13 protein-coding genes are annotated in these 23,193 nt (G+C 40.7%); 8 read left to right on the forward strand and 5 right to left on the reverse strand.

From position 1 onward, the window contains the following. The first annotated feature begins 121 nt into the window (after positions 1 to 121). The 4 genes from aceE (at position 122) to H4J61_RS04505 (ending at position 6,728) form a co-directional block, all read left to right on the forward strand. Positions 122 to 2,797, forward strand: coding sequence for a pyruvate dehydrogenase (acetyl-transferring), homodimeric type (gene aceE, locus H4J61_RS04490; protein WP_182184005.1), 2,676 nt, complete (start codon positions 122 to 124; stop codon positions 2,795 to 2,797). A 25-nt stretch (positions 2,798 to 2,822) separates the two neighbouring features. Then, on the forward strand, positions 2,823 to 4,493 hold the full coding sequence (gene aceF / locus H4J61_RS04495) for a dihydrolipoyllysine-residue acetyltransferase (RefSeq protein WP_182184007.1): 1,671 nt from the start codon (positions 2,823 to 2,825) through the stop codon (positions 4,491 to 4,493). Positions 4,494 to 4,734: 241 nt separating this feature from the next. Further along, positions 4,735 to 6,165, forward strand: a complete 1,431-nt coding sequence (gene lpdA, locus H4J61_RS04500; RefSeq protein WP_182184010.1) for a dihydrolipoyl dehydrogenase — start codon at positions 4,735 to 4,737, stop codon at positions 6,163 to 6,165. Positions 6,166 to 6,383: 218 nt separating this feature from the next. Next, positions 6,384 to 6,728, forward strand: a complete 345-nt coding sequence (locus tag H4J61_RS04505) for a hypothetical protein (RefSeq protein WP_182184012.1) — start codon at positions 6,384 to 6,386, stop codon at positions 6,726 to 6,728. Between the two features lie 286 nt (positions 6,729 to 7,014). Here the strand turns inward: H4J61_RS04505 and H4J61_RS04510 are convergent, their stop codons facing one another. Continuing rightward, positions 7,015 to 9,819: a bifunctional aconitate hydratase 2/2-methylisocitrate dehydratase gene (locus tag H4J61_RS04510; RefSeq protein WP_182184014.1), complete on the reverse strand. Its 2,805-nt coding sequence runs from the start codon at positions 9,817 to 9,819 to the stop codon at positions 7,015 to 7,017. 479 nt (positions 9,820 to 10,298) lie between these two features. Between H4J61_RS04510 and acnB the strand changes: the two genes are divergently transcribed. Then, positions 10,299 to 12,890: a bifunctional aconitate hydratase 2/2-methylisocitrate dehydratase gene (gene acnB, locus H4J61_RS04515; protein ID WP_182184016.1), complete on the forward strand. Its 2,592-nt coding sequence runs from the start codon at positions 10,299 to 10,301 to the stop codon at positions 12,888 to 12,890. Between the two features lie 381 nt (positions 12,891 to 13,271). Here acnB and H4J61_RS04520 read toward each other — a convergent pair whose 3' ends face one another. From H4J61_RS04520 to H4J61_RS04535, 4 genes are all read right to left on the reverse strand, one after another. After that, entirely contained in the window at positions 13,272 to 14,417 is a 1,146-nt protein-coding gene (locus H4J61_RS04520) for an ABC transporter permease (RefSeq protein ID WP_182184019.1), read from the reverse strand. Continuing rightward, on the reverse strand, positions 14,414 to 15,370 hold the full coding sequence (locus H4J61_RS04525) for an ABC transporter ATP-binding protein (protein WP_182136452.1): 957 nt from the start codon (positions 15,368 to 15,370) through the stop codon (positions 14,414 to 14,416). Before H4J61_RS04525 ends, H4J61_RS04520 begins: the two co-directional genes overlap by 4 nt. After that, positions 15,370 to 16,353, reverse strand: coding sequence for an HlyD family secretion protein (locus tag H4J61_RS04530; RefSeq protein WP_182184021.1), 984 nt, complete (start codon positions 16,351 to 16,353; stop codon positions 15,370 to 15,372). The genes H4J61_RS04525 and H4J61_RS04530 overlap by 1 nt, the downstream gene beginning before the upstream one ends. A 326-nt stretch (positions 16,354 to 16,679) precedes the next feature. Continuing rightward, on the reverse strand, positions 16,680 to 17,555 hold the full coding sequence (locus tag H4J61_RS04535) for a hypothetical protein (RefSeq protein WP_182184024.1): 876 nt from the start codon (positions 17,553 to 17,555) through the stop codon (positions 16,680 to 16,682). Between the two features lie 509 nt (positions 17,556 to 18,064). Between H4J61_RS04535 and H4J61_RS04540 the strand changes: the two genes are divergently transcribed. The 3 genes from H4J61_RS04540 (at position 18,065) to H4J61_RS04550 (ending at position 23,016) form a co-directional block, all read left to right on the forward strand. Continuing rightward, on the forward strand, positions 18,065 to 18,442 hold the full coding sequence (locus H4J61_RS04540) for a YacL family protein (protein WP_182184026.1): 378 nt from the start codon (positions 18,065 to 18,067) through the stop codon (positions 18,440 to 18,442). A gap of 153 nt (positions 18,443 to 18,595) precedes the next feature. Then, on the forward strand, positions 18,596 to 19,864 hold the full coding sequence (locus tag H4J61_RS04545) for an efflux RND transporter periplasmic adaptor subunit (protein ID WP_182184028.1): 1,269 nt from the start codon (positions 18,596 to 18,598) through the stop codon (positions 19,862 to 19,864). Continuing rightward, on the forward strand, positions 19,861 to 23,016 hold the full coding sequence (locus H4J61_RS04550) for an efflux RND transporter permease subunit (RefSeq protein ID WP_182184031.1): 3,156 nt from the start codon (positions 19,861 to 19,863) through the stop codon (positions 23,014 to 23,016). The genes H4J61_RS04545 and H4J61_RS04550 overlap by 4 nt, the downstream gene beginning before the upstream one ends. Positions 23,017 to 23,193 lie beyond the last annotated feature (177 nt).

The raw sequence follows: 23,193 nt of genomic DNA on the forward strand, positions 1-23,193 counted from the left end.
TATTACTTGAACGGTATAGGTGTGATAAAAAATTACTACGAATTAACGTTATCTGTTTAATAACAGCTATCTTTAAACCACTAAATTTACTTAACAAACAACAACTGGAGACTAAGTAATTATGTCTGAGCTCCCAAATCTAGATATTGATTCAATGGAAACCCAAGAATGGTTAGAATCAATGGAGTCTGTGTTAGAAAACGAAGGGCCGGAACGCGCTCATTTTCTACTTGAAAAGTTAATCGATAGAGCCCGTCGTAGCGGTACACATTTACCGTTTGACGCCAAAACGGCTTATGTAAACACCATTCCTCCAGGGTTAGAGCCGCATATGCCGGCTGACCAAACCATAGAAGCACGTATTCGTGCTGCTATTCGTTGGAATGCGTTAGTTTTGGTATTACGTGCCTCTAAAAAAGATTTAGACCTAGGTGGCCATATTGGCAGCTTTGCGTCTTCTGCTATGTTATACGATGTTGGCTTTAACCATTTCTTTAAAGCCGCTTCTGAAAAAGATGGTGGCGACTTTATTTTTGCCCAAGGTCATATCTCTCCAGGTATTTATGCTCGTGCTTTTATGGAAGGACGATTAACCGAAGAGCAAATGAATAATTTCCGCCAAGAGTGTGATGGCAAAGGCTTATCGTCATATCCTCATCCGCATTTAATGCCAGACTTTTGGCAGTTTCCTACGGTTTCAATGGGCTTAGGTCCACTACAAGCTATTTATACCGCACGTTTTCTTAAATATTTAACTGACCGTGGTATTAAAGACTGTTCAGACCAACGGGTTTATTGTTTCCTAGGTGACGGTGAAACAGATGAGCCTGAATCACTAGGTGCTATTGGTTTAGCAACACGTGAAGGTTTAGATAATTTAACTTTTATTATCAACTGTAACTTACAGCGCTTAGATGGCCCTGTTCGTGGTAACGGTAAAATTATTCAAGAGCTTGAAGGCACATTTCGCGGCGCAGGCTGGGAAGTGGTAAAAGTTATTTGGGGTTCTTACTGGGATGCGTTAATTGCCCGTGACACTTCAGGTAAATTATTACAGTTAATGAGTGAAACCGTTGACGGTGAATACCAAAACTGTAAAGCCAAAGGGGGTAAATACACCCGCGAGAACTTCTTCAATAAATACCCTGAAACTGCTGCACTAGTGGCGAATATGTCAGATGAAGATATTTACCGTTTAAACCGCGGTGGTCATGATCCAGTGAAAGTTTATGCGGCTTATAAAAAAGCCCAAAACACTAAGGGTCGCCCAACCGTTATCTTAGCTAAAACAGTTAAAGGTTTTGGTTTAGGTGCTTCAGGTGAAGCCTTAAATATTGCTCATAACGTGAAAAAAATGGACCTTGATTCGCTTAAGCATTACCGTGATCGTTTCAATATTCCAGTTAGTGATGAAAATATTGCTGATTTACCTTTCTTCAAGTTCTCAGAAGAAAGTGAAGAATTTCAGTACATGAAAGCACGCCGAGAAGCCTTAGGCGGTTCATTACCTGCACGTCGTCAGCAAGCCGAAGAGTCACTTGATATTCCAGCATTAAAAATATTTGAGCCGATTTTAAAAGGTTCAGGTGAACGTGAAGTATCTTCAACCATGACTTTTGTTCGGGTACTTAACAGCTTATTAAAAGACAAGAAAATTGGTAAGCGTATTGTGCCTATTATTCCTGACGAAGCGCGTACTTTTGGTATGGAAGGTTTATTCCGCCAAGTAGGTATTTATGCTAGCGAAGGTCAAAAATATGTGCCACAAGATGCTGACCAAGTCGCTTATTACCGTGAAGACAAGAAAGGCCAAGTGTTACAAGAAGGGATTAACGAGCTAGGTGCTATGGCGTCTTGGGTTGCTTCAGGTACTTCTTATTCAACGTGTAACGCGACCACTATTCCATTCTACATTTACTACTCAATGTTTGGTTTCCAACGTGTGGGTGATTTAGCATGGGCTGCGGCTGATAGCCAAACGCGCGGTTTCTTATTAGGTGCTACTGCCGGTAGAACCACGCTTAATGGTGAAGGTTTACAACATCAAGATGGTCATTCACACGTGCAAGCGGGTTTAATTCCTAACTGTGTGACTTACGATCCAACTTACGGTTATGAAATTGCCGTTATTGTGCGTGAAGGTTTACGTCGTATGTATGAAGAAAATGAAAATATTTTCTTCTACTTAACGCTAATGAATGAAAACTATCAACATCCGGCGATGCCAGAAAACAAAACGGTTGAAGATGAAATCATTAAAGGTATTTACCAACTTGAACGCGTTGAAGCTAAAAAAGCTAAAGCGAATGTGCAATTAATGGGCTCAGGTACTATTTTACAAAAAGTGCGCCAAGCTGCACAAATTTTGTCAGCAGACTATGGTGTTTCAAGTGACGTTTATTCAGTAACTTCGTTTAATGAATTAGCCCGTGAAGGCCAAGCCGTAACGCGCTGGAATATGCTACACCCAGAAAGTAAGCAACAAACAGCCTATCTTTCTAAGGTGATTACGAGCGATAAAGGCCCAGCGATTGCCGCTACTGATTATGTTAAAAACTATTCTGATCAAGTACGTGCTTATATCAATACTGAGTATCGTGTTCTAGGTACTGACGGTTTTGGTCGTAGTGACAGCCGTGATAATTTGCGTCAACATTTTGAAGTGGATCAAAACTACATTGTTGTTGCGGCACTTTATGAACTGGCGAACCGTGGTGATATTAAACACGCTGTGGTAAGTGAAGCGATTAAACGCTTTAATATTAACGCTGACAAACTTAACCCGCTTTACGCGTAATTAAGACTAGATAAGGAATTAACAAATGTCTGATATTGAAAAAATTCTAGTCCCAGATGTCGGTGGCGATGAAGTAGAAGTTATCGAAATATGTTTTGCAGTCGGCGATAGTTTAGAGGCTGACGAAGGTATTATTACCGTTGAAACAGATAAAGCCTCAATGGATATTCCAGCTCCGTTTGCTGGTGAACTTGTTGCCCTGTCAGTTAAAGTGGGCGATAAGATCAAAGAAGGTGATGTGATTGCCGAGATGAAAGGTACGGCAACAGCATCGACTGAAGCACCAGCAGAAGTTGCAGCTGAGCCAGAAGCTGAAGCAGAAAAAGCAGCAGCACCTGCAGCCGAGCCAACGCCAGAAAAAGCGCCTGTTGCGGCTGCCAGTAGTGAAGTTATCGACATCGTGGTACCTGATATTGGTGAAGATGGTGAAGTTGACGTGATTGAAGTCTTGGTGGCTGTTGGTGATGTTATTGAAGCTGAAGATGGCTTGATCACCCTAGAAACTGATAAAGCGACTATGGATGTACCGTCACCGCATGCCGGGACGGTAAAAGAAGTCTTCATTAATACCGGTGATAAAGTTAAGCAAGGCTCTATTGTTATTAAACTTGAAACTTCATCGGGTGCATCGGGTGCACCTGTTGACGTTGATGAGCCTGTAGCAGAACCAGTAGCGGCTCCAGTGGCCGCTCCTGTAGCACCAGCACCGGCGGCTAAAAAGCCAGCGCCAGTGCCACATCATCCACAAGTGGGTCTAACCAATGCGGGTGCTATTTATACTTCACCTTCAATTCGTCGTTTAGCACGTGAATTTGGTGTTGATTTATCATTAGTTAAAGGTACTGGTCGTAAAAAGCGTATTTTAAAAGAAGATGTGCAGTCATATGTTAAATATGAATTGTCTCGTCCAAAAGCAAATGCGGGTAGTTCAGTAGCGGCTGGAGAAGGTGGTTTACAAGTTGTTAGCGCGAAACAAATTGATTTCTCTAAGTTTGGTGAAGTTGAAACAAAAGCACTAACACGTATTCAGAAAATCTCTGGACCATTTTTACATCGTAACTGGGTGACTATTCCACATGTAACCCAATTTGATGAAGCTGATATCACGAATGTTGAAGCCTTCCGCAAAGAGCAAAACGTTATTTGTGAAAAGCAAAAGCTGGGTTTTAAAATTACGCCACTGGTGTTTATTTTAAAAGCGGCGGCAGATGCATTGCGTACTTTCCCAGTATTTAACTCTAGTTTGAGTGCCGATGGTGAAAGCTTGATCCTTAAAAAGTATATTCACATTGGTGTGGCAGTTGATACACCTAATGGCTTGGTTGTGCCCGTGGTACGTGATGTTGATCAAAAAGGTATTCACCAGTTATCACGTGAATTACTTGAAATCAGCATGAAAGCACGTGACGGCAAGCTAAAAGCAAATGATATGCAAGGCGGTTGTTTTACTATTTCAAGCCTTGGCGGTATTGGTGGTACAGCATTTACGCCAATTGTTAACGCGCCAGAAGTAGCAATTTTAGGTGTTTCTAAATCAGAAATGAAACCTAAGTGGAATGGTAAAGACTTTGAGCCTAAGTTAATGTTGCCATTGTCTATGTCCTACGACCATCGTGTAATTGACGGCGCGTTAGCGGCGCGGTTTACTGTGCACCTAGCGGGCGTAATGAGTGACATCAGAAAACTCATTTTATAAGTTACCTGAATAAGTCAGTGAGATAAGATAAAGTGGGTAAAGTAATTAATTTTCACTTTACCCATTTTTTGCACATATTTACTGATTTAAAGATGGCGATCTTTGTGCGCTTTAAGTAAGATCGCAAACAAGTACAATAGAGTAATATGCTGAAAATATTAATGGTTAATGCTGTTAATAAAAGCTCGGCAAATATAGGCTGGCAACACCAGCAATAAACACATAAATTTTTGAGGTTAGCATGAGTAACGATATTAAAACTCAAGTAGTAGTTTTAGGTGCAGGTCCTGGCGGCTATTCAGCAGCATTTCGCGCAGCAGATTTAGGTTTAGACGTAGTGATAGTTGAAAACCGTGAAACGCTTGGTGGCGTGTGTTTGAATGTGGGTTGTATCCCATCAAAAGCACTTTTACACGTAGCTAAAGTTATTGACGATGCAGCAGCAATGGCATCTCATGGCGTTACTTTTGGTGCACCTAAAATTGATTTAGACAAAATTCGTGGCTGGAAAGAAAGTGTTGTTGGTCAATTAACTGGTGGTTTAGGCGGTATGGCTAAAGCACGTAAAGTTAAAACGGTATTTGGTTACGGTAAATTTACTTCAGATAAAACCGTTGAAGTAGAAGGCGCTGATGGCAAAACGACGATCACTTTTGATAATGCGATTATTGCCGCAGGTTCATCAGTAGTTAATTTACCTTTCGTACCTACTGAAGACCCACGTGTTATCGACTCAACCGGTGCTTTAGAGCTGAAAGATATACCCGGTGAAATGTTAGTACTTGGTGGTGGCATTATTGGCCTAGAAATGGGTACAGTTTATAGAGCCTTAGGCTCAAATGTTTCAGTGGTAGAGTTTGCTGATCAGTTAGTCCCAGCTGCCGATAAAGATATTGTTCAAGCTTACACTAAGTTTAACAGTAAAAAATTCAACATCATGTTGTCAACCAAAGTGGTTGCTGTTGACGCGAAAGATGACGGCTTATATGTTACTTTTGAAGGTAAAAATGCCCCGAAAGAACCAGTACGTTACGACAAAATTTTAATGGCTGTTGGCCGTAAGCCAAACGGTCACTTAGTTGCTGCAGATAAAGCGGGTGTTAATGTTGATGAACGTGGCTTTATCAACGTAACTAATGAGTTACGTACTAACGTTGCTCATATCTTCGCTATTGGTGATGTTATTGGCCAACCTATGCTTGCGCATAAAGCGGTACATGAAGGGCATTGCGCTGCTGAAGTTATCTCTGGTAAGAAACATACTTTTGAACCGCGTTGTATTCCATCAGTGGCTTATACCGACCCAGAAATGGCTTGGGCTGGCGTAACAGAGCGTGAAGCAAAAGAGCAAGGTTTAAATGTTGAAGTGTCTAACTTCCCTTGGGCTGCTTCTGGACGTGCTATTGCTTCTGCGCGCACTGAAGGTAAAACTAAGATGATTTTCGACAAAGAAACTGGCCGTGTTTTAGGTGGTGCTATTGTCGGTATCAACGCCGGTGAAATGCTAGGCGAAATTTGTTTAGCGATTGAAATGGGCGCAGATGCTGAAGATGTTGGTTTAACTATTCATGCTCACCCAACCTTAAATGAATCAATCGGCCTAGCGGCAGAGATTTTTGAAGGTTCAATCACTGATTTACCGAATGCGAAAGCAGTGAAAAAGAAAAAATAATTAGTTAATGTAAGCTTTAACTTAACTGTTAAGTGCATTAATTGAAAAGCCAGCAACACTGCTGGCTTTTTTGTGTTTTAATTTTGGCTATAGCCATAGGCTTTATCTGTGATTATACTTACGATGTTTTTACTTAAAAATACACTAGCCTGCATTTTTAAGTGGAACAGGTATTACGGCTGAGGCTAAAATTAATTTTTATTTATAAGGAGATTTAGATGATGAAAAAATCAATGTGCCTATTGTTAGCTCTGTTGTTAACGGCATGTGCGAACAATATTAATACCCCCAACGGCGCCTCTCAGTGGGACTTTGACCATCAAGTACAATTTAAACAAACTGACTTAAAAAATGGTAAATACCACCTACAAGTCATCACCAAACAGAGTACAGAATTTAGTAAATTAGCCACTTTTCTTATGCGCCAATCATTACGACTATGCAAAAGTTATGGTTTTAAAATTGAAGTGCTAGAAGGTGTTGAGCGCTTTGATGATAAATTGTCATTTCCTAATATGATCATGCCGTCTTTATCAGCTAATATTGAATGTCCTGCTTCATAATATAGTCTTACCAATATCACTAATTTTAGGATTATTTTACTGGGTTAAAATAACGCACTACTGCGTTATTTTTTTAATAATTAGAACAACTCGTGAGTACCGTAAATAGCTTATATTGGGTTGTTTTCGCTGCCTATAAAGTAGAGCAGATAATGAATGAAACTGGTGTTAGCAAATAATAATTACTGAATAGACATAAAAAAAGGGCTACTTTACCGCATGGTAAACTAGCCCTTTTGCTTAATCGTTTTTAGCTATTTGCTTTCAGCTCTTAAAAGGTATGAGCCTAGCTAGGATCAGCAATTTTAACAGCAACTGATGCTGGCGTTGTTAATGCTTCAAGCGGCGGAGCAAAGTCTGTTAGGTTAATACCGTCTACAGCGCTTTTGTACTCGGCCAAGGTAGGGAAACGACCCAGCATAGACGACAGTACAACTAACGGCGTAGAACCTAATAATGACTCACCTTTTTTCTCAGTAGTATCGGCTACAACACGACCTTGGAACAAACGTGTTGACGTTGCAATAACGGTATCACCAGGTTCAGCTTTCTCTTGGTTACCCATACATAAGTTACAACCAGGACGTTCTAAGTACATAATGTTTTCATACTTAGTACGGGCGGTATTTTTAGGCACAGCATCGTTAAATTCGAAACCAGAATACTTCTGTAGTATTTCCCAGTCACCTTCCGCTTTAAGCTCATCAACAATGTTGTATGTTGGTGGCGCGATAACTAAAGGTACTTTGAATTCAATTTTGCCATTTTGCTTTTCAATATTACGGAACATTTGCGCGATAATTTGCATATCACCTTTATGTACCATACAAGAACCCACAAAAGCTAAATCAACCGTTTTATCCTTGTAGAACGAAACAGGGCGAATAACGTCATGCGTGTAACGCTTAGACACATCGTCGTTATTTACATCTGGATCGGCAATCATAGGCTCGTCAATCAGGTCTAAATCAACAACGACTTCGGCGTAATATTTAGCATTTTCATCTGGTGTTAATGCTGGTGTTTCGCCAGATTTAATACCAGCAATACGTTGGTCAGCTAAAGCGATTAAACCGTTAAGGGTTTTCGCTGCGTTTTCCATACCTTTGTCGATCATGATTTGGATGCGTTTTTTCGCTAATTCAAGTGAACCAATTAAGGTGTCATCTTGAGAAATACAGATTGAAGCTTTTGCTTTCATTTCTGCAGTCCAATCGGTAAAAGTAAAAGCTTGGTCAGCTAATAAAGTACCAATATGTACTTCAATAACACGACCTTGGAAAACGTTGTCGCCAAATTGCTTAAGCATTTGCGCTTGCGTTGAATGCACAACGTCACGGAAATCCATGTATTTTTTCATGTGACCTTTAAAAGTCACTTTTACTGACTCAGGGATTGGCATAGACGCTTCACCTGTAGCAAGTGCCAGTGCAACAGTACCTGAATCGGCACCGAAGGCTACACCTTTTGACATACGCGTATGTGAGTCACCGCCAATGATAATGGCGCGGTCATCAACCGTGATATCATTTAACACTTTGTGAATAACGTCAGTCATTGCATGGTATTCACCTTTCGGGTCACGCGCAGTGATAAGGCCAAAAGCATTCATAAAGCTCATCAGCTTAGGAATATTAGCTTTTGCTTTACTATCCCAAACAGACGCTGTGTGACAACCTGATTGGTAAGCACCGTCTACGATTGGAGAAATAGTTGACGCTGCCATTGCTTCTAGCTCTTGGCATGTCATTGGGCCTGTTGTGTCTTGAGAGCCAACAATATTGACTTTAACACGAACATCAGAGCCTGCATGTAAGGCATTTTTAGAGGTTACACCGACCGCGTTTCTATTGAATATTTTTTCAACTGCCGTTAAGCCTTGACCTTCAATTGACATTTCTTTGGCAAGTGCAAAAACTGCTGGCGCTGTAATACCTAAGGTTTCAGCGGCGAAAGTTTGAAGTTTTTTACCAAAGACAACGGCGTAAGAACCGCCTGCTTTCATAAATTCTACTTTCTGCGGTGTAAACGCTGAAGATACATCAACAAGCTCTTTGTCGCCGTTGTATAGCTTCATCGCTTTAGTATCGATAGTTAATACCGTGCCGGTCGCTACTGAGTAAGCTTGTTCTAGTACAGAATCGCCATTTTCGTCAACAACAGCTTTGCCACTTGCATCGACTTTCTTAACCCAGTTTTTAAGATCAAGACCAATGCCGCCAGTGACATCTACTGTCGTTAAGAAAATGGGAGAAATACCATTAGTACCAGCAACCACAGGGGCAATATTAATAAAAGGTACGTATGGACTGCCTTGTTTACCTGCCAACAGTGCCACGTTGTTAACACCCGACATACGAGATGAACCAACACCCATAGTGCCTTTTTCTGCGATAAGCATGACTTTCGCGCTAGGGTATTTAGTTTGTAATGCTTTTATTTCTTCTTGAGCTTCTGGAGTGCTCATGCATTGGCCGTGCAATTCACGGTCAGCACGAGAGTGAGCCTGATGGCCAGGAGATAATAAATCTGTTGAGATATCACCTTCACCAGCAATATAAGTCACTAGGTCAATTTTTTCTGCGATTTCTGGTAACTTTGTAAAGAACTCAGCTTTTGCATAGCTTTCAAGAATGTCTTTGGCAATGGCATTATTGGCTTTAAATGCTTCTTCAAGACGAGCAGTATCTGCTTCATATAAAAACACTTGGGTTTTTAATACTTCTGCTGCAGGTTTTGCCACTGATAAGTCGTCAGAAAATGCTAAGCTAAGTAGCACTTCTACTGAAGGACCACCTTTCATGTGAGAAAGTAATTCAAAAGCAAAGGGTACTGAGATTTCAGCAACAACAAATTCACCCAGAATGATTTCTTTTAAGAACTTGGCTTTTTCACCCGCGGCACTTGTGGTACCTGGCAAGGTATTATAGATAAAGAAATTAAGTGAATCAGCTCTGTGCTCATTATCTTGATCTTTAATTTGTTCGATAATTTCAGCTAATAACTCAGCACCATCTATAGGCTTAGGTGCTAGTGCTAATTCGTTTTTACGATTTTCAATCTCTGCTATATATTCTAGATACAGGCTCATTAAATTCTCTCTTCTTTAGCGATATTATTGCTAATAACATTTGTTAATCATTGTTATTAGCAGGACAAATTATACCCCCTAGTTTACCTGATTTTATGCTGACTACGAATCATTAGATTAAATAAGCATTATTCATCACTGTTATAGTTAATAGAAGATATAGTTATATTGCTTATGTTGGTGTTGTTATTAGTTATTATCTGTTGTTAGCAGGATAAAAAAGCACGGCAATTGTATTACTTAGTAGAAAAGTCTAATTTGCTAGCGGCTGATAATTTCCTATATTAGAGGTTAGTTATAGTAAGCATCTATTGACGCTGTTTAATTTTGACCTAACCATCAATAGATAGAACATCAATAGATAGAACATTAAATTTTAATCTCAGATACTTAACAGTGCTGTCCTAGCCTTGATAATCAAATTATCGAGTCCAACCAAAAGTCATATTAAGTATCACTTATCTTATTAGGTGAATATCGTGCTTCAAGAATATCGCAACCATATAGCAGAACGTGCCGCTGAAGGTCTTGTACCTAAAGCGTTAGATGCGGAACAAACCGCAGCATTAGTCGAATTAATTAAAAATCCACCCACAGGTGAAGCCGCATTTCTTATCGACTTATTAACCAACCACATACCCGCCGGTGTTGATGACGCGGCTTATGTCAAGGCCGGTTTTTTAGCGGCGGTTACTCGCGGTGAAGTGACTTCAGCAATTTTAAGCTCTGAACAAGCAACACAATTATTAGGCACCATGTTGGGCGGTTATAATATTCAACCCCTGATTGAGCTTTTAGACCATGATAAATTGTCGGCCACTGCGGCGAAAGGTTTATCCCATACCTTATTAATGTTTGATGCATTTCATGACGTGCAAGAAAAAGCTGAAGCGGGCAATGCGGCGGCCAAGCAAGTGATGCAGTCTTGGGCTGATGCCGAATGGTTTACCAGTAAAGAAAAAGTAGCGGAAAAAATTACCGTTAAAGTTTTTAAAGTCACCGGTGAAACTAACACCGATGATTTGTCACCGGCACCTGATGCTTGGTCTCGCCCTGACATTCCATTACATGCTAAAGCCATGCTTAAAATTGAGCGTGAAGGTATTACACCTGACGAAGATGGTGTGGTGGGTCCTATCGCGCAACTGGCAGAAATGCAAAAAGACGGCATTCCATTGGCTTATGTTGGTGATGTTGTCGGTACGGGCTCTTCACGTAAGTCGGCCGCCAACTCAGTGCTCTGGTTTATGGGCGACGATATCGCCTATATTCCAAACAAGCGCAGTGGTGGTATTTGTTTAGGCGGTAAAATTGCCCCTATTTTTTATAACACCATGGAAGACTCAGGTGCCTTGCCGATTGAATTAGACGTGCAAAAAATGCATATGGGTGATGTGATAGACATTTATCCTTATGAAGGCGTAGTTAAAAATGCCGCTGGTGAGGTAATTTCAACATTTACATTAAGCGCAGTATTGTTAGATGAAGTGCGCGCTGGTGGACGTATTCCTTTGATTATTGGTCGTGGTTTAACCGGCCGTGCGCGTGAAGCATTAGGTTTGGAGATAACAGATTTATTTGCCACACCCGTTGACCCTGCTGTTTCGACTAAAGGTTATACTTTAGCGCAGAAAATGGTTGGCAAAGCGTGTGGTGTTACTGGTGTTCGCGCGGGTCAATACTGTGAGCCTAAAATGACGACCGTAGGCTCGCAAGATACTACTGGGCCAATGACCCGTGATGAGTTAAAAGATTTAGCCTGTTTGGGCTTTGCTGCCGATTTAACCATGCAGTCTTTTTGTCATACCTCGGCTTACCCTAAACCGGTTGATGTGGTGACTCATCACACCTTACCTGATTTTATGATGAATCGTGGTGGTGTCTCGCTTCGCCCGGGTGACGGCGTTATTCACTCGTGGTTAAACCGTATGTTGCTGCCTGATACTGTCGGTACAGGTGGTGATTCTCATACCCGTTTCCCCTTAGGTATTTCATTTCCTGCCGGCTCTGGCTTAGTGGCATTTGCGGCGGCAACCGGTGTTATGCCATTGGATATGCCTGAGTCAGTTTTAGTGCGTTTTAAAGGTGAAATGCAACCTGGTATTACCTTACGTGACTTAGTGCACGCCATTCCTTATTACGGTATTAAAAAGGGGTTATTAACCGTTGCAAAAGCCGGTAAAATTAATGAATTCTCTGGTCGCGTTTTAGAAATTGAAGGGCTTAAAGGCTTATCGGTTGAGCAAGCCTTTGAATTGTCAGATGCCTCAGCTGAGCGTTCAGCGGGCGGTTGTTCTATCAAGCTAGAAGAGGCCGCGGTTAGCGAGTATTTAAACTCTAATATTGTGATGTTGAAGTGGATGATCAGTGAAGGTTACGGTGATGTTCGCACCATTACGCGTCGTATTAAAGGCATGGAAGCTTGGTTAGCTAATCCTTCATTAATGGCAGCAGATAGTGATGCTGAATATGCGCACATTATTGACATTGATTTAGCCGATATTAAAGAGCCTATTGTATGTTGTCCCAATGATCCTGATGATGCGAGATTATTATCAGAAGTGGCGGGAGTTGCCATTGATGAAGTTTTCATCGGCTCATGTATGACCAACATTGGCCATTTTCGCGCGGCAGGTAAACTGATTGAGAAATTTGGCAAAACCTTACCGACCCGTTTATGGGTGGCTCCGCCAACGAAAATGGATAGAGACCAACTTACGGCTGAAGGTTACTATAGTATTTATGGTAAAGCCGGCGCACGGATGGAAACGCCAGGTTGCTCACTGTGTATGGGTAACCAAGCACGGGTTGAAGAAAAATCAACTGTGCTTTCAACCTCGACACGTAACTTCCCTAACCGTTTAGGTAATGGCGCTAATGTTTATTTAACCTCGGCAGAATTAGCCGGTGTGGGGGCAATTTTAGGTAAGCTACCTTCGGTTGAAGAGTACATGCAATACGCGTCACAAATTGATGCAACAGCTGCTGATACTTATCGTTACTTGAACTTTCATCAAATGGAAAGTTATACGAGTAAAGCCGATAAAGTTATTTTACAAGTAGAAGCCTAATTTGATACCTGCTTGTGATATCAATAAATAATGGCGTGAGCAGTGCTTATCTCGTACTCGTACCAATATAAGTAATACCAATTTTATTAATTAGGTGGTCTACTTTATACGCAGGAAAAATGGCCAAATATAAGGTATTTATTTTAATAACTAGTTGTTCTGATTATTAAATAAATAACGCAGTAGTGGGTTATTTTAACCAGTAAAAATGATCAGATAATTAGTGAGATTGGTATAAGCTAGGCTCTACGCTTTTACTGAGTTATTTCACCCATAGCTTATATCTTATAGTAAAAAGCTAATGCAAACCCCTGTTGATGATTATAATCAACAGGGGTTTTTTTATTGATAGCTTAAGTTGATCAGTTGATAGATTTATCGCTAATCTAGGGTCTTTTTAAATCGCAGTACCGCCGCCATTAAGCCTAGCAGGGTAAAGCCCATTAGCCATAACATGTCAAAAGTCATATCTACTACCGCAACATCACGTAAAACTACCCCACGAATTAATCGAATGAAGTGCGTGGCAGGTAAACCCTCAGCGATATATTGCGCTACTTCTGGCATACCTTCGTAAGGAAACATAAAACCGGATAATAATATCGAAGGCAGTAAAATAAACACCGTCATTTGCATCGATTGCAGTTGGTTTTTTGCCAAGGTAGAAATAACTAATCCTAACACCAAGCTAGCGCAAATAAAGAGTAAAGTGGCGAAGGTTAATTGCCATAAACTGCCATTAATAGGCACGTTAAAAAAGAAATGTCCTAAGCCTAAAATAATGCTCACTTGAATAGCGCCAATAAAAATATAAGGAAATATTTTCCCTATCATGAGCTCAATCGAGGCTAAGGGTGTGGTAATTAATAGCTCCATATTACCGCGCTCTCGCTCTCGTACAATCGCGGCTGAGGTGAACATGATCATGGTCATGGTGAGTATAATCGCCACCAAACCAGGCACAGTATTGACCACACTACGTTGTTCAGGATTATATAATAAAGTGACTTCAAAGGTCGGGACATTACGATTCACCGGCTTGTCTAATAACCCGGCTAAGGGCATGTTGCGTAAACTTTTTATGCTGCTAGCAATTGCGGTGTCAGCGCCATCAACTAACCACTGGGCAATAGGGCGGCTGGTTTCTTCATCGCTTGCGGGGGGTAATCCAAAGCCAATGCTAGTATGGCGAACTAAGCGCTGAGCAACATCTTTGGGGATAATTAATACCGCCCGCACATCGCCTCGGTCAATGGCGGCTTGCGCTTGGGGTAACGAATGATAATGGCGGATAAAATTAACCATACTCGTCGCGGCAACGGTTTGTTGTAAGACACGACTTAAGGCAGTTTGGCTTTGATCGACTATGCCGGCGGGGATATGGCGAATATTGGTATTAATGGCAAAAGCAAATAATAACAATTGCACTAAGGGGATCATGATCACCATGCCAAAGGTCATTCGATCACGTCTAAGTTGAATTAATTCTTTGATAACAATGGCTTGAATTCTCAATAAGGACATCATAACTGAGCCTTACTGACCTGTGATGCTGGCATAAGCTTGTTGCTTGTTGATAAGACAAAAACATCTTCAAGACTGGCTCTAACGATGTTGAGTTCTGCCTTGCTAGACATAATACGGCTATGCTTTAAAAAGGCGATAGGGTCAACAATGCTTTTATTGATTAATACCCGTAAATGAGCGCCAATCTGTGATGCAGAAACTACCTCAGGTAAGGCAATTAATTGTTGTTTTAGTTGCCTAAGATTGTCGGTTGATATTTCAATCACATTAGCCGGCATGTCAGCCATTAATTGTGCCGGTGAATCATCAGCGCGTTTAATGCCATTGTCTAAAATAGCTAATTTATGGCAACGTTCAGCTTCATCCATATAATGGGTTGATACTAAAATAGTGATGCCTTGATCGCATAAATCAAATAACTGCTCCCAAAATTCACGACGATTTTCAGGGTCTACCGCAGATGTTGGTTCATCTAAAAATAATAACTTAGGTTTATGCATTACCGCACACGCCAGTGCTAAGCGTTGTTTTTGTCCGCCACTTAAGCTGCCGGCTAATTGCTTTTTAAGTTTTTCTAATTGATAAATACTGATGAGTTCATCGAGGCGAGCTTTTTGTTCTTTGGGGGGTAAACCGTAAACGCGAGCAATAAACTGCATGTTTTCCTTGATGGTTAAATCATCATACAAAGAAAATTTTTGTGTCATGTAGCCTATTTGTCGACGTAAGCTTTCGGTATCTTTAGGTAAATGACAACCTAAGACGTTAACTGTGCCAGCACTAGGTTTCAATAAACCGGTAAATAAACGAATCGCGGTGGTTTTTCCTGAGCCATTGGGACCAAGAAAGCCATAAATACGTTGCTTTTCTACCTGTAAATTCAATGAAGAAACCGCGGTCACAGAGCCAAATTTATGGGTTAAATTATTGGCATCAATCGCTAACTCAGCCATTAGCGCTCACTTAGGGAGGTTTTTTGTCGTGAAACTTTACTGGGTAAGACTACTTGTGCAGGAATGCCACTAGGTAAATCAGCGGCGTTGTCAGGCAGTATAATTTCAGCCAAGTACATTAAGTTAGCGCGCTCGGCTTGATTAAGTGCGTAATAGGGGGTGAATGCTGGCTCAGTAGCTACCCAGCGAACATGACCCAGTAGCGGTTGCGCTAAACCGTCAACGTAGACAGATAATTCATCACCAATATGGACATGAACGCGGTAAGGCTCAGGAATATAAACGCGCGCAAAAGGTGCTTTACCCGCAAGCACAATAGCCACTGGGCTACCTACAGTGACGCGTTCACCTAAGTTCCACGGTAAGTTATCTAAAATACCATCACGTTTTGCGGTAATGGTTAAATTACTGAGATTTTTTTGTTCGCTGGTTAACATCGCAATATTACTTGCTAACACAGCTTCAGCAATGGCTAAATCTTCAATGCGGGTACCATTAACTAATTGTAGTAATTGCTCTTTGGCACTGTTAAGCCTAGCTAAACTTTCATCGCGCAACGCTAGATCATTATCAAGCGTCGCTTGACTGGTTAAATTAGACTTTATCAGGCTTTGTGTTCTGGTGTAATTTGCCTTACTTTGTATTAATGCCGCTTTAGCGCCAGCCACATTAGCTTGTGCCGCAGCAACTTCTTCTGCACGAGCACCATTATGCGCTTTGTTTAAATTTGCTTGTGCTTGTTGCACCTGTGCTTGTGCTTTGGCAACTAACGCTTTTTGTAAGTCATCATCAAGCTTTACCAGTATCATGCCTTTAGTGACCTGACTACCTGCGCTAACAGGTAAGTCGGTGATCACTTCACTAACGGTGGCGGTATGAGCAATGCGGTCGCGTTCTAATGTACCTAATGCGACATTTTTTCGATCGTTGTTACATGCGATTAAAAGTAAAAAAACAAAACTGACTAGTATTTTATTAGACATGGCTATTATCTTCCTGAAACAGCTGATAAATTTGGTGATGGATATTTAGTCTACGCCGTAACCTGCTAAGTTTAAGGACTTATTGTTTAAGGATTTATTTCGGAGCTACTTTTAAGTGTAACTGTGATTAAAAATTGTGCACCATAAAAATTTGGTTTGATTTTTACTGGCTGTGAAAAGTTTTGTTTGGGGGGGAATTCGATTGTGACAGCTAAGTTGATAAAATTACCTAGCTTGCTATCTACCTAGCTTATTTCTTATTTAGTTTAATCCTTAGTTAGCGCTTAGTTAGCGCTTAGTTAGCAATTAGTTAGAAATTAGATAGCCTATTTTTTACCTAGTTTAGCCTTGACTTTTTTCATGTGCTCGCGAAAGCTTGTATCAAATTTTGACTCCCCACAGCTAAAAAACTGTGTTGATGAGCCTTCGCTTAGGCCGTAGGCGCTCAAATCCTGAGTTATCGAGCATCTGCCGTCATCACCCTTGGTAATGGCTATACCTGCGCCCATATTTTTAGTATTTTTTTCACGTGTTTGTGCTTCATCTTTTAACGGTACTGAATGAGGCACCGTCTTTACGTCGTTATTAAAGATAGAAGGCGGTTGCTCGCTTTGATAAGGATTATCGGTATTGGACACTGAGTTTTGATTAAGTTTACTGCGCAGCCTTTGTAATTGCATGAAACTATCTAGCTTGCTTCTCGTTGGCTCTGGTAACGGCTTTGGTTGTGACGTTTTAGGCCGCGCTTTAGGTAATTCGCTTACCTGGCTTATTGTATCGTTAAAGGGTTTTTTGAGTGCTTTATTGAGTGTTTTATCAAGTGCTTTATCGATGAGTTTTTCTGTGTTTTTAGGTTTTGATGCCTGTTTCATTTTCGCATTTTCATGGTTTTTTTTTACCGTAGGCAGGTCTTCAATGGGTATTTCTTTTGCTAGCGGTTTTGTTTTAATGGCCTTTAGCTCGGTTTTGTCTAACTTGGGTGCATAATAGATGAAGCTTTTTATTGGCGCATGCTTCGAGGGTGATTTTACTATTTTTTGTTGGCCGGGCTGGGTTACGAACATAACGAAAAGTATTAAGCTATGCACAATTAGCGATAATAAAACGGCGGTGAAAGTTCCTTTTTTCACAAGGATATAACGATCAGATAAATAGACAGGTAATTTATAGACGTTGTAACCCAATTTAAGTTCAATGGTCATTTACCCGAGTGACTGGTTTCTAATATAGGGGCTAGGTGTATCCGATTGAACCATAGATGATAAAAATATCATTGCTAGCACATGTGTTTTAGCTCATGGCAGCTTTACCAAAGAGATATAGTCGTCTATAGCACTCATCTGTACTAATTATACTGAGTTGAGGTTGGTTGAATTGCCATTTTTAATGTGAGGATAAAAAATAGTAAACAAGTGCGCGTAATCTCGTGTTAAAAACTATGATTTTGCTACAATTAAGCTGCGACAGCAATTCGCTAAACATCGTAAAGCTAAGCTGTAGATTTTCTTGAAAACATGGTGACTATTTTATTAATAGCACTGGTGTTCTAAGCCTAATGTTAAGCCTAATGTTAAGCACTGCTGCTGTCGCAAAGTAACAATTACCCGTCTTAATACTAAATTGGCTTTAATTATTCTCGCTAAGTGGCTAGTGATATAATCCGTTTAGTATAAATAGGGCTTTCCCAAAGATTTTTCAAAATGAGGTATGTATGGAATATCAATTTATAAACGATCCAATAACCGGTGGCGCCATAGCTAAGTTTTCACTTGAGCATGAAGTTATCGGACCTTGGTTAGAGGTTGAAGTGGGCGCTGACCCGGTAAAGTTGGCAAATTTATTATCTGCAATTTCCGAGATTGAACAAGAGAAAAAATTGGAGATCACCATAACGGGTAGTGAATATACCGTGGTTTTTAATCGTGGCGATGTCACAGTGCAAACCAATGCCAGTATGAATGGGGTCGAGGTCTTGCCAGAGGATCTGATGGAAGAAGACATTGATTTTGATCAACATGACTCATCGTCTTGTGGGCGTGAAGATTTTCGTGAAATATTATTGTCTTGGGCAAAGTTTCTTAATAAATAGTTATCACTTAGCCTGGTTGACTTATCAGGCTAAGTGATTATTACTCTCTTATTAAGAGAGTTATTATTATCTTATTAAGAGAGTAATAATTAAGATATAAACGTCCTTGGCATAGCCTTTATTAAGCTTTAATTGAGAATTTATTGAGAATTGATGATGAACTCTGCGCTTGAAAATAACCACAAAAAAAACCAACGCATGATCCCACTACGCTTCGTAGTAGCCCCCATCGCTATCATTTTAGTCGCTGTTATCGGCTTAATTATTTTTACGGTTTTGTCACCTAAACCGGCGAAAAAACCTGTCATTATTAAAGCGCCGCTGGTGGAAGTTAAAAAGATTGCCAGACAAGATGTTGGTTTTGTTATTGCCAGCCAAGGTAGTGTTTTACCTAGTACACAAACTCAGTTAATTTCGGAGGTTTCTGGACAAATAACCTTCGTCAACGAGAAGTTTAATGTCGGTGGTTTTTTTACTCAAGGTGAAGTGTTATTGAGTATTGATGACATTAATTACCAAGTGGCATTATTACAAGCACAGTCGCAATTAGATGCCGCTAAAGCGCTGTTGATTGAAGAGCAAGCGAAAAAAGATCAGGCAGAAGAGCAATGGTTGTTAACCAAAAGAGCTTTGTCTGAAGCGCCAGTACTTGCTTTACGCTTACCGCAATTACAAAAAGCGAAAGCTGATATCAAAGCAGCAAAAGCCAATGTTATTGGTGCAGAAGTCAAGTTAGCGCGTACTAAAATAATCATACCTTATGATGCAATAGTAAAAGAAAAACAAGTAGATATAGGTCAATATGTCTCTATGGGCTCGGCTTTAACAACCATATTTGCCGTTGATTATGCTGAAGTTAGGTTACCCATTAAGCCGCGTGATGTCGGCTTTTTGAATTTACCAAAAATTAATGCTCAGCAAAGCAGTCGCTCAACCGTGGATATTTACACTAAAGTTAATGGCACTGAGCATCGTTGGGCGTCAAACTTAACGCGTTATGAAGGCGAAGTGGACAGTCGAAGTCGTGTGCATTATGTCATTGCTCAAATTGACGACCCCTATAGTGTTTTATCATCGAGTAAACACCAAGAGCTGCGCATTGGCAGTTTTGTTAATGCCAAAATTTCAGGCAAAGAAGTTAAAGATATTGTCATTATCCCCCGTGATGCCTTACATGGCGCCAATAGAGTTTACTTAGTAGACAAAGACAATAAACTGCATATTCAAGAAATTAATATCTTACGCAACGATGCTACTTATGTTTATAGCCATGACAGCTTTGGCGCCGGCTTTCGATTGGTTACCACTCAAATGCAAGCGCCTGTCGAGGGCATGGCGCTACGTGTATTAGGAGAGCTAAAAGATACCCCAAAAGCCCCAAGCGAAAATAGCATTACCAAGGTGCAAGGTGACGACGAATGAGCGAGTTGACTCAAGCCCATAACGACGAAAAACACACAGGTATTATTGCTTGGTTTGCGCACAATAGTGTTGCGGCTAATCTCTTGATGGTGTTTATTTTAGTGGCAGGCTACTTTTCTTATCAGGGCATTAATAAAAAAATGTTTCCTGAGTTTAACGCTAATAGTATTCAGGTCATGGTGCCTCATTTAGGTGCCGCACCAGAAGAAGTTGAACAATCAGTCATTTTAAAAGTTGAAGAAGCATTAGAAGATATTGAAGGTATAAAGCGTATTACAGCAACGGCTAGAGAAGGTGTGGGTATTGTCACTATTGAATTGCAATCAGGCTATTCAATGTCAGAAAAACTTGATGAAGTGCAAATGCAAGTTGACGCCATTACCACTTTCCCCGAGCAAGCTGAAAAACCGATAGTCACTAAACAAGAGTTTAAAGGTCAGGTGATGTGGTTGTCGGTTAGCGGCTCAATGGAGCGACGCGCCCGACAAGTGATGGCGCAAAATATTCGTGATGAAATCATGGCATTACCCAGTGTCAACAGCGCTGAAATTGTTGGCAACCGTGACTATGAAATTAGCATCGAAGTGTCTGAAGAAAAACTACAAGAGTACCAACTGACCTTTGACGACATTACTCAGGCGGTGCGTCTTTCATCGTTAGACATGCCCGGTGGCACGATTAAAGCGCGCGGTGGTGATATTTTGCTGCGCACAGAAGGTCAAGCCTACACCGGACATGAATATGGCGACTTAGTGTTGCGAACCCATGTCGACGGTACGCGCTTAGTGCTGTCAGACATTGCTAACATTAACGATGGCTTTGTTGAGCAAGCAGACTTTGCCACCTTTGATGATGAAAACACGTCAAGCATTATGGTGCAGTCAACCGGTGATCAAAATGATTTAGAGATTGCTGCCCAAGTGCGAGGCTACGTTGATGATAAAAATCAGCAATTACCTAAAGGCGCGAGATTAACCGTTTGGGGAGATAGCTCATATTATCTGTCTGAGCGCTTAGACATGATGATTGACAATATGTTGATTGGGGCGTTTTTAGTCTTTATCGTGTTAACACTGTTTTTAAGAATAAAAATCGCTTTTTGGGTGATGTTAGGCATTCCCATTAGCTTTTTTGGTGCCTTGTTAATGATGCCATTATTAGGTGAATGGTCGGTATCAATTAACATGCTGAGCTTATTCGCCTTTATCATGGTACTGGGGATTGTGGTAGACGATGCCATTGTGATTGGTGAAAGTGCTTATGCCGAAATTGAGAAATATGGTCATTCTCGCGATAATATTATTCGCGGCACCATGCGTGTAGCCATGCCAGCAACTTTTGGTGTGCTTACCACCATAGCGGCATTTACACCGTTATTGTTTATTGATGCCACTTTTGCCGCCTTTTTCCGTTCTATTTCTATTGTGGTGAGTTTTTGCTTAATATTTTCACTGATTGAATCAAAGTGGATATTGCCAGCCCATTTATCGCACATGAAATATGTCCCGTTAAGCGCTGAAAATTCAAATTTTCTTGAGCGTTTTCAAATGCGTTTCAAGGAAAAGCTTGAAAAATTTATTCATACTGTTTACCAGCCTTTTCTTGAAAAGGCCTTAATTGCCCGCTACAACACCATGGCAATATTTGTGGCGATTTTAATCTTGTCGATTAGCCTTATTACCGGAGCGTTTGTTAAGTTAGAAGTGTTCCCTAATATTCCAAGCGACTTTATTCAAGGTAATCTTATTATGGTGGACGGCTCTCCTGCGCATCAACGTAATAAAGCGATAGCACAAGTAGAGAAAGCCGTTAAGACTATAGCGAAACAAAATAAGTATAATGGCGTCAGTTTTATTAAGCATAAAATGATCTTCACTAACGGTAATACCGTTGCCAATGTATTGTTAGAATTAGTCAAACCCGATCAACGTGAGCTCGACGCTTATCAAATAGAGAAACTTTGGCGTGATGAAATTGGTGAAATTCCAGGCGCTAAAGAGTTACGCTTTTTTGCTGGCACTAATGCCGGCGGCGGTGCTGCGATTGAATTTCAGTTAACCGGTCAAAATGATACTGAACTTGAAGCGGCAGCTGAGGCTATTCAGGCGCAACTGAATAGTTATGATGGTGTTTACGATGTACGACATTCTTTTAGCCGAGGCAGCCAAGAAATTAAACTTAGTATCAAGCCAGAAGCAGAAGTACTGGGCTTAACCTTGTCGAACTTAGCCAAACAAGTCAGGCAAGCCTTTTATGGTGATGAAGCACAGCGTATTCAACGTGGCCGTGATGAGTTGAAAGTCATGGTGCGTTATCCTGAAGCTAGCCGTTTATCGGTATCTGATCTAGAAGATATGTGGATTAGAACACCTCAAGGTGAAAAAGTGCCATTTTATCAAGTGGCTGATATTGAAATAGGCCAAGGTTTTTCCACGATTACCCGGATTAACCAGAAGCGTTCAATCACCATTTCAGCAGATATTGACAGCGATAAGGTTGAATCAAGAAAAGTGGTCAGTGAAATGAATGATGATTATATTCCTGAAATTTTAGCGGACTATCCCAGTGTGGAATACGGTGTTGAAGGGGCGAGTAAAGATCAAGCTGATTTTTTATCTCAACTCGGCTTTGCTGCCATTGGTGCGATGTTTTTGATTTATGGTTTAATCGCTATTCCAACTAAATCATATAGCCAACCCTTGGTGATTATGTCGGTTATTCCTTTTGGTATTATCGGTGCCATTATCGGCCATTGGTTGCTGGGCCGCACGATCAACATGATGTCGATGTTTGGCTTTATTGCTTTAACTGGGGTTGTGGTTAACGACAGTTTAATCATGGTCGACTTTATCAATAAAGCGAAAGGGTCAGGTATGCGAATGTTCGACATTGTGAGTCAAGCGGGTACTCAACGATTTAGGGCGATATTACTCACCTCACTAACCACTTTTTTTGGTGTTTTCCCACTATATTTTGAACAAAGCTTACAAGCTCAGTTTATTATACCGATGGCGATTTCATTAGGTTTTGGTATTGTTTTTGCGACTGTGATCACACTGTTTTTGATCCCAGCGCTTTATTTGATTAAAGAAGATATCGCTAGTCTCTTTAGAAAGCGACCAGAGATCGGGGTTGAAACAAGGCCGAATTAAGAGCTTTTAGCGATAAGTTTAAAGCTGTCAGCTGTCAGACAATGCCAACTTGCCGTTGGTGTTTATTTTTACTGACAGCTTTTTTAGTTCTAAGTTTAAAGCTGTCAGTTGTCAGATAATGCCAACATGCAGTGGTGTTTATTTTTACTGACAGCTCATAACTTCAAACTGACAGCT

The sequence above is a fragment of the Colwellia sp. MB3u-4 genome (genome assembly GCF_014077065.1).
Lineage (GTDB): Bacteria > Pseudomonadota > Gammaproteobacteria > Enterobacterales > Alteromonadaceae > Cognaticolwellia.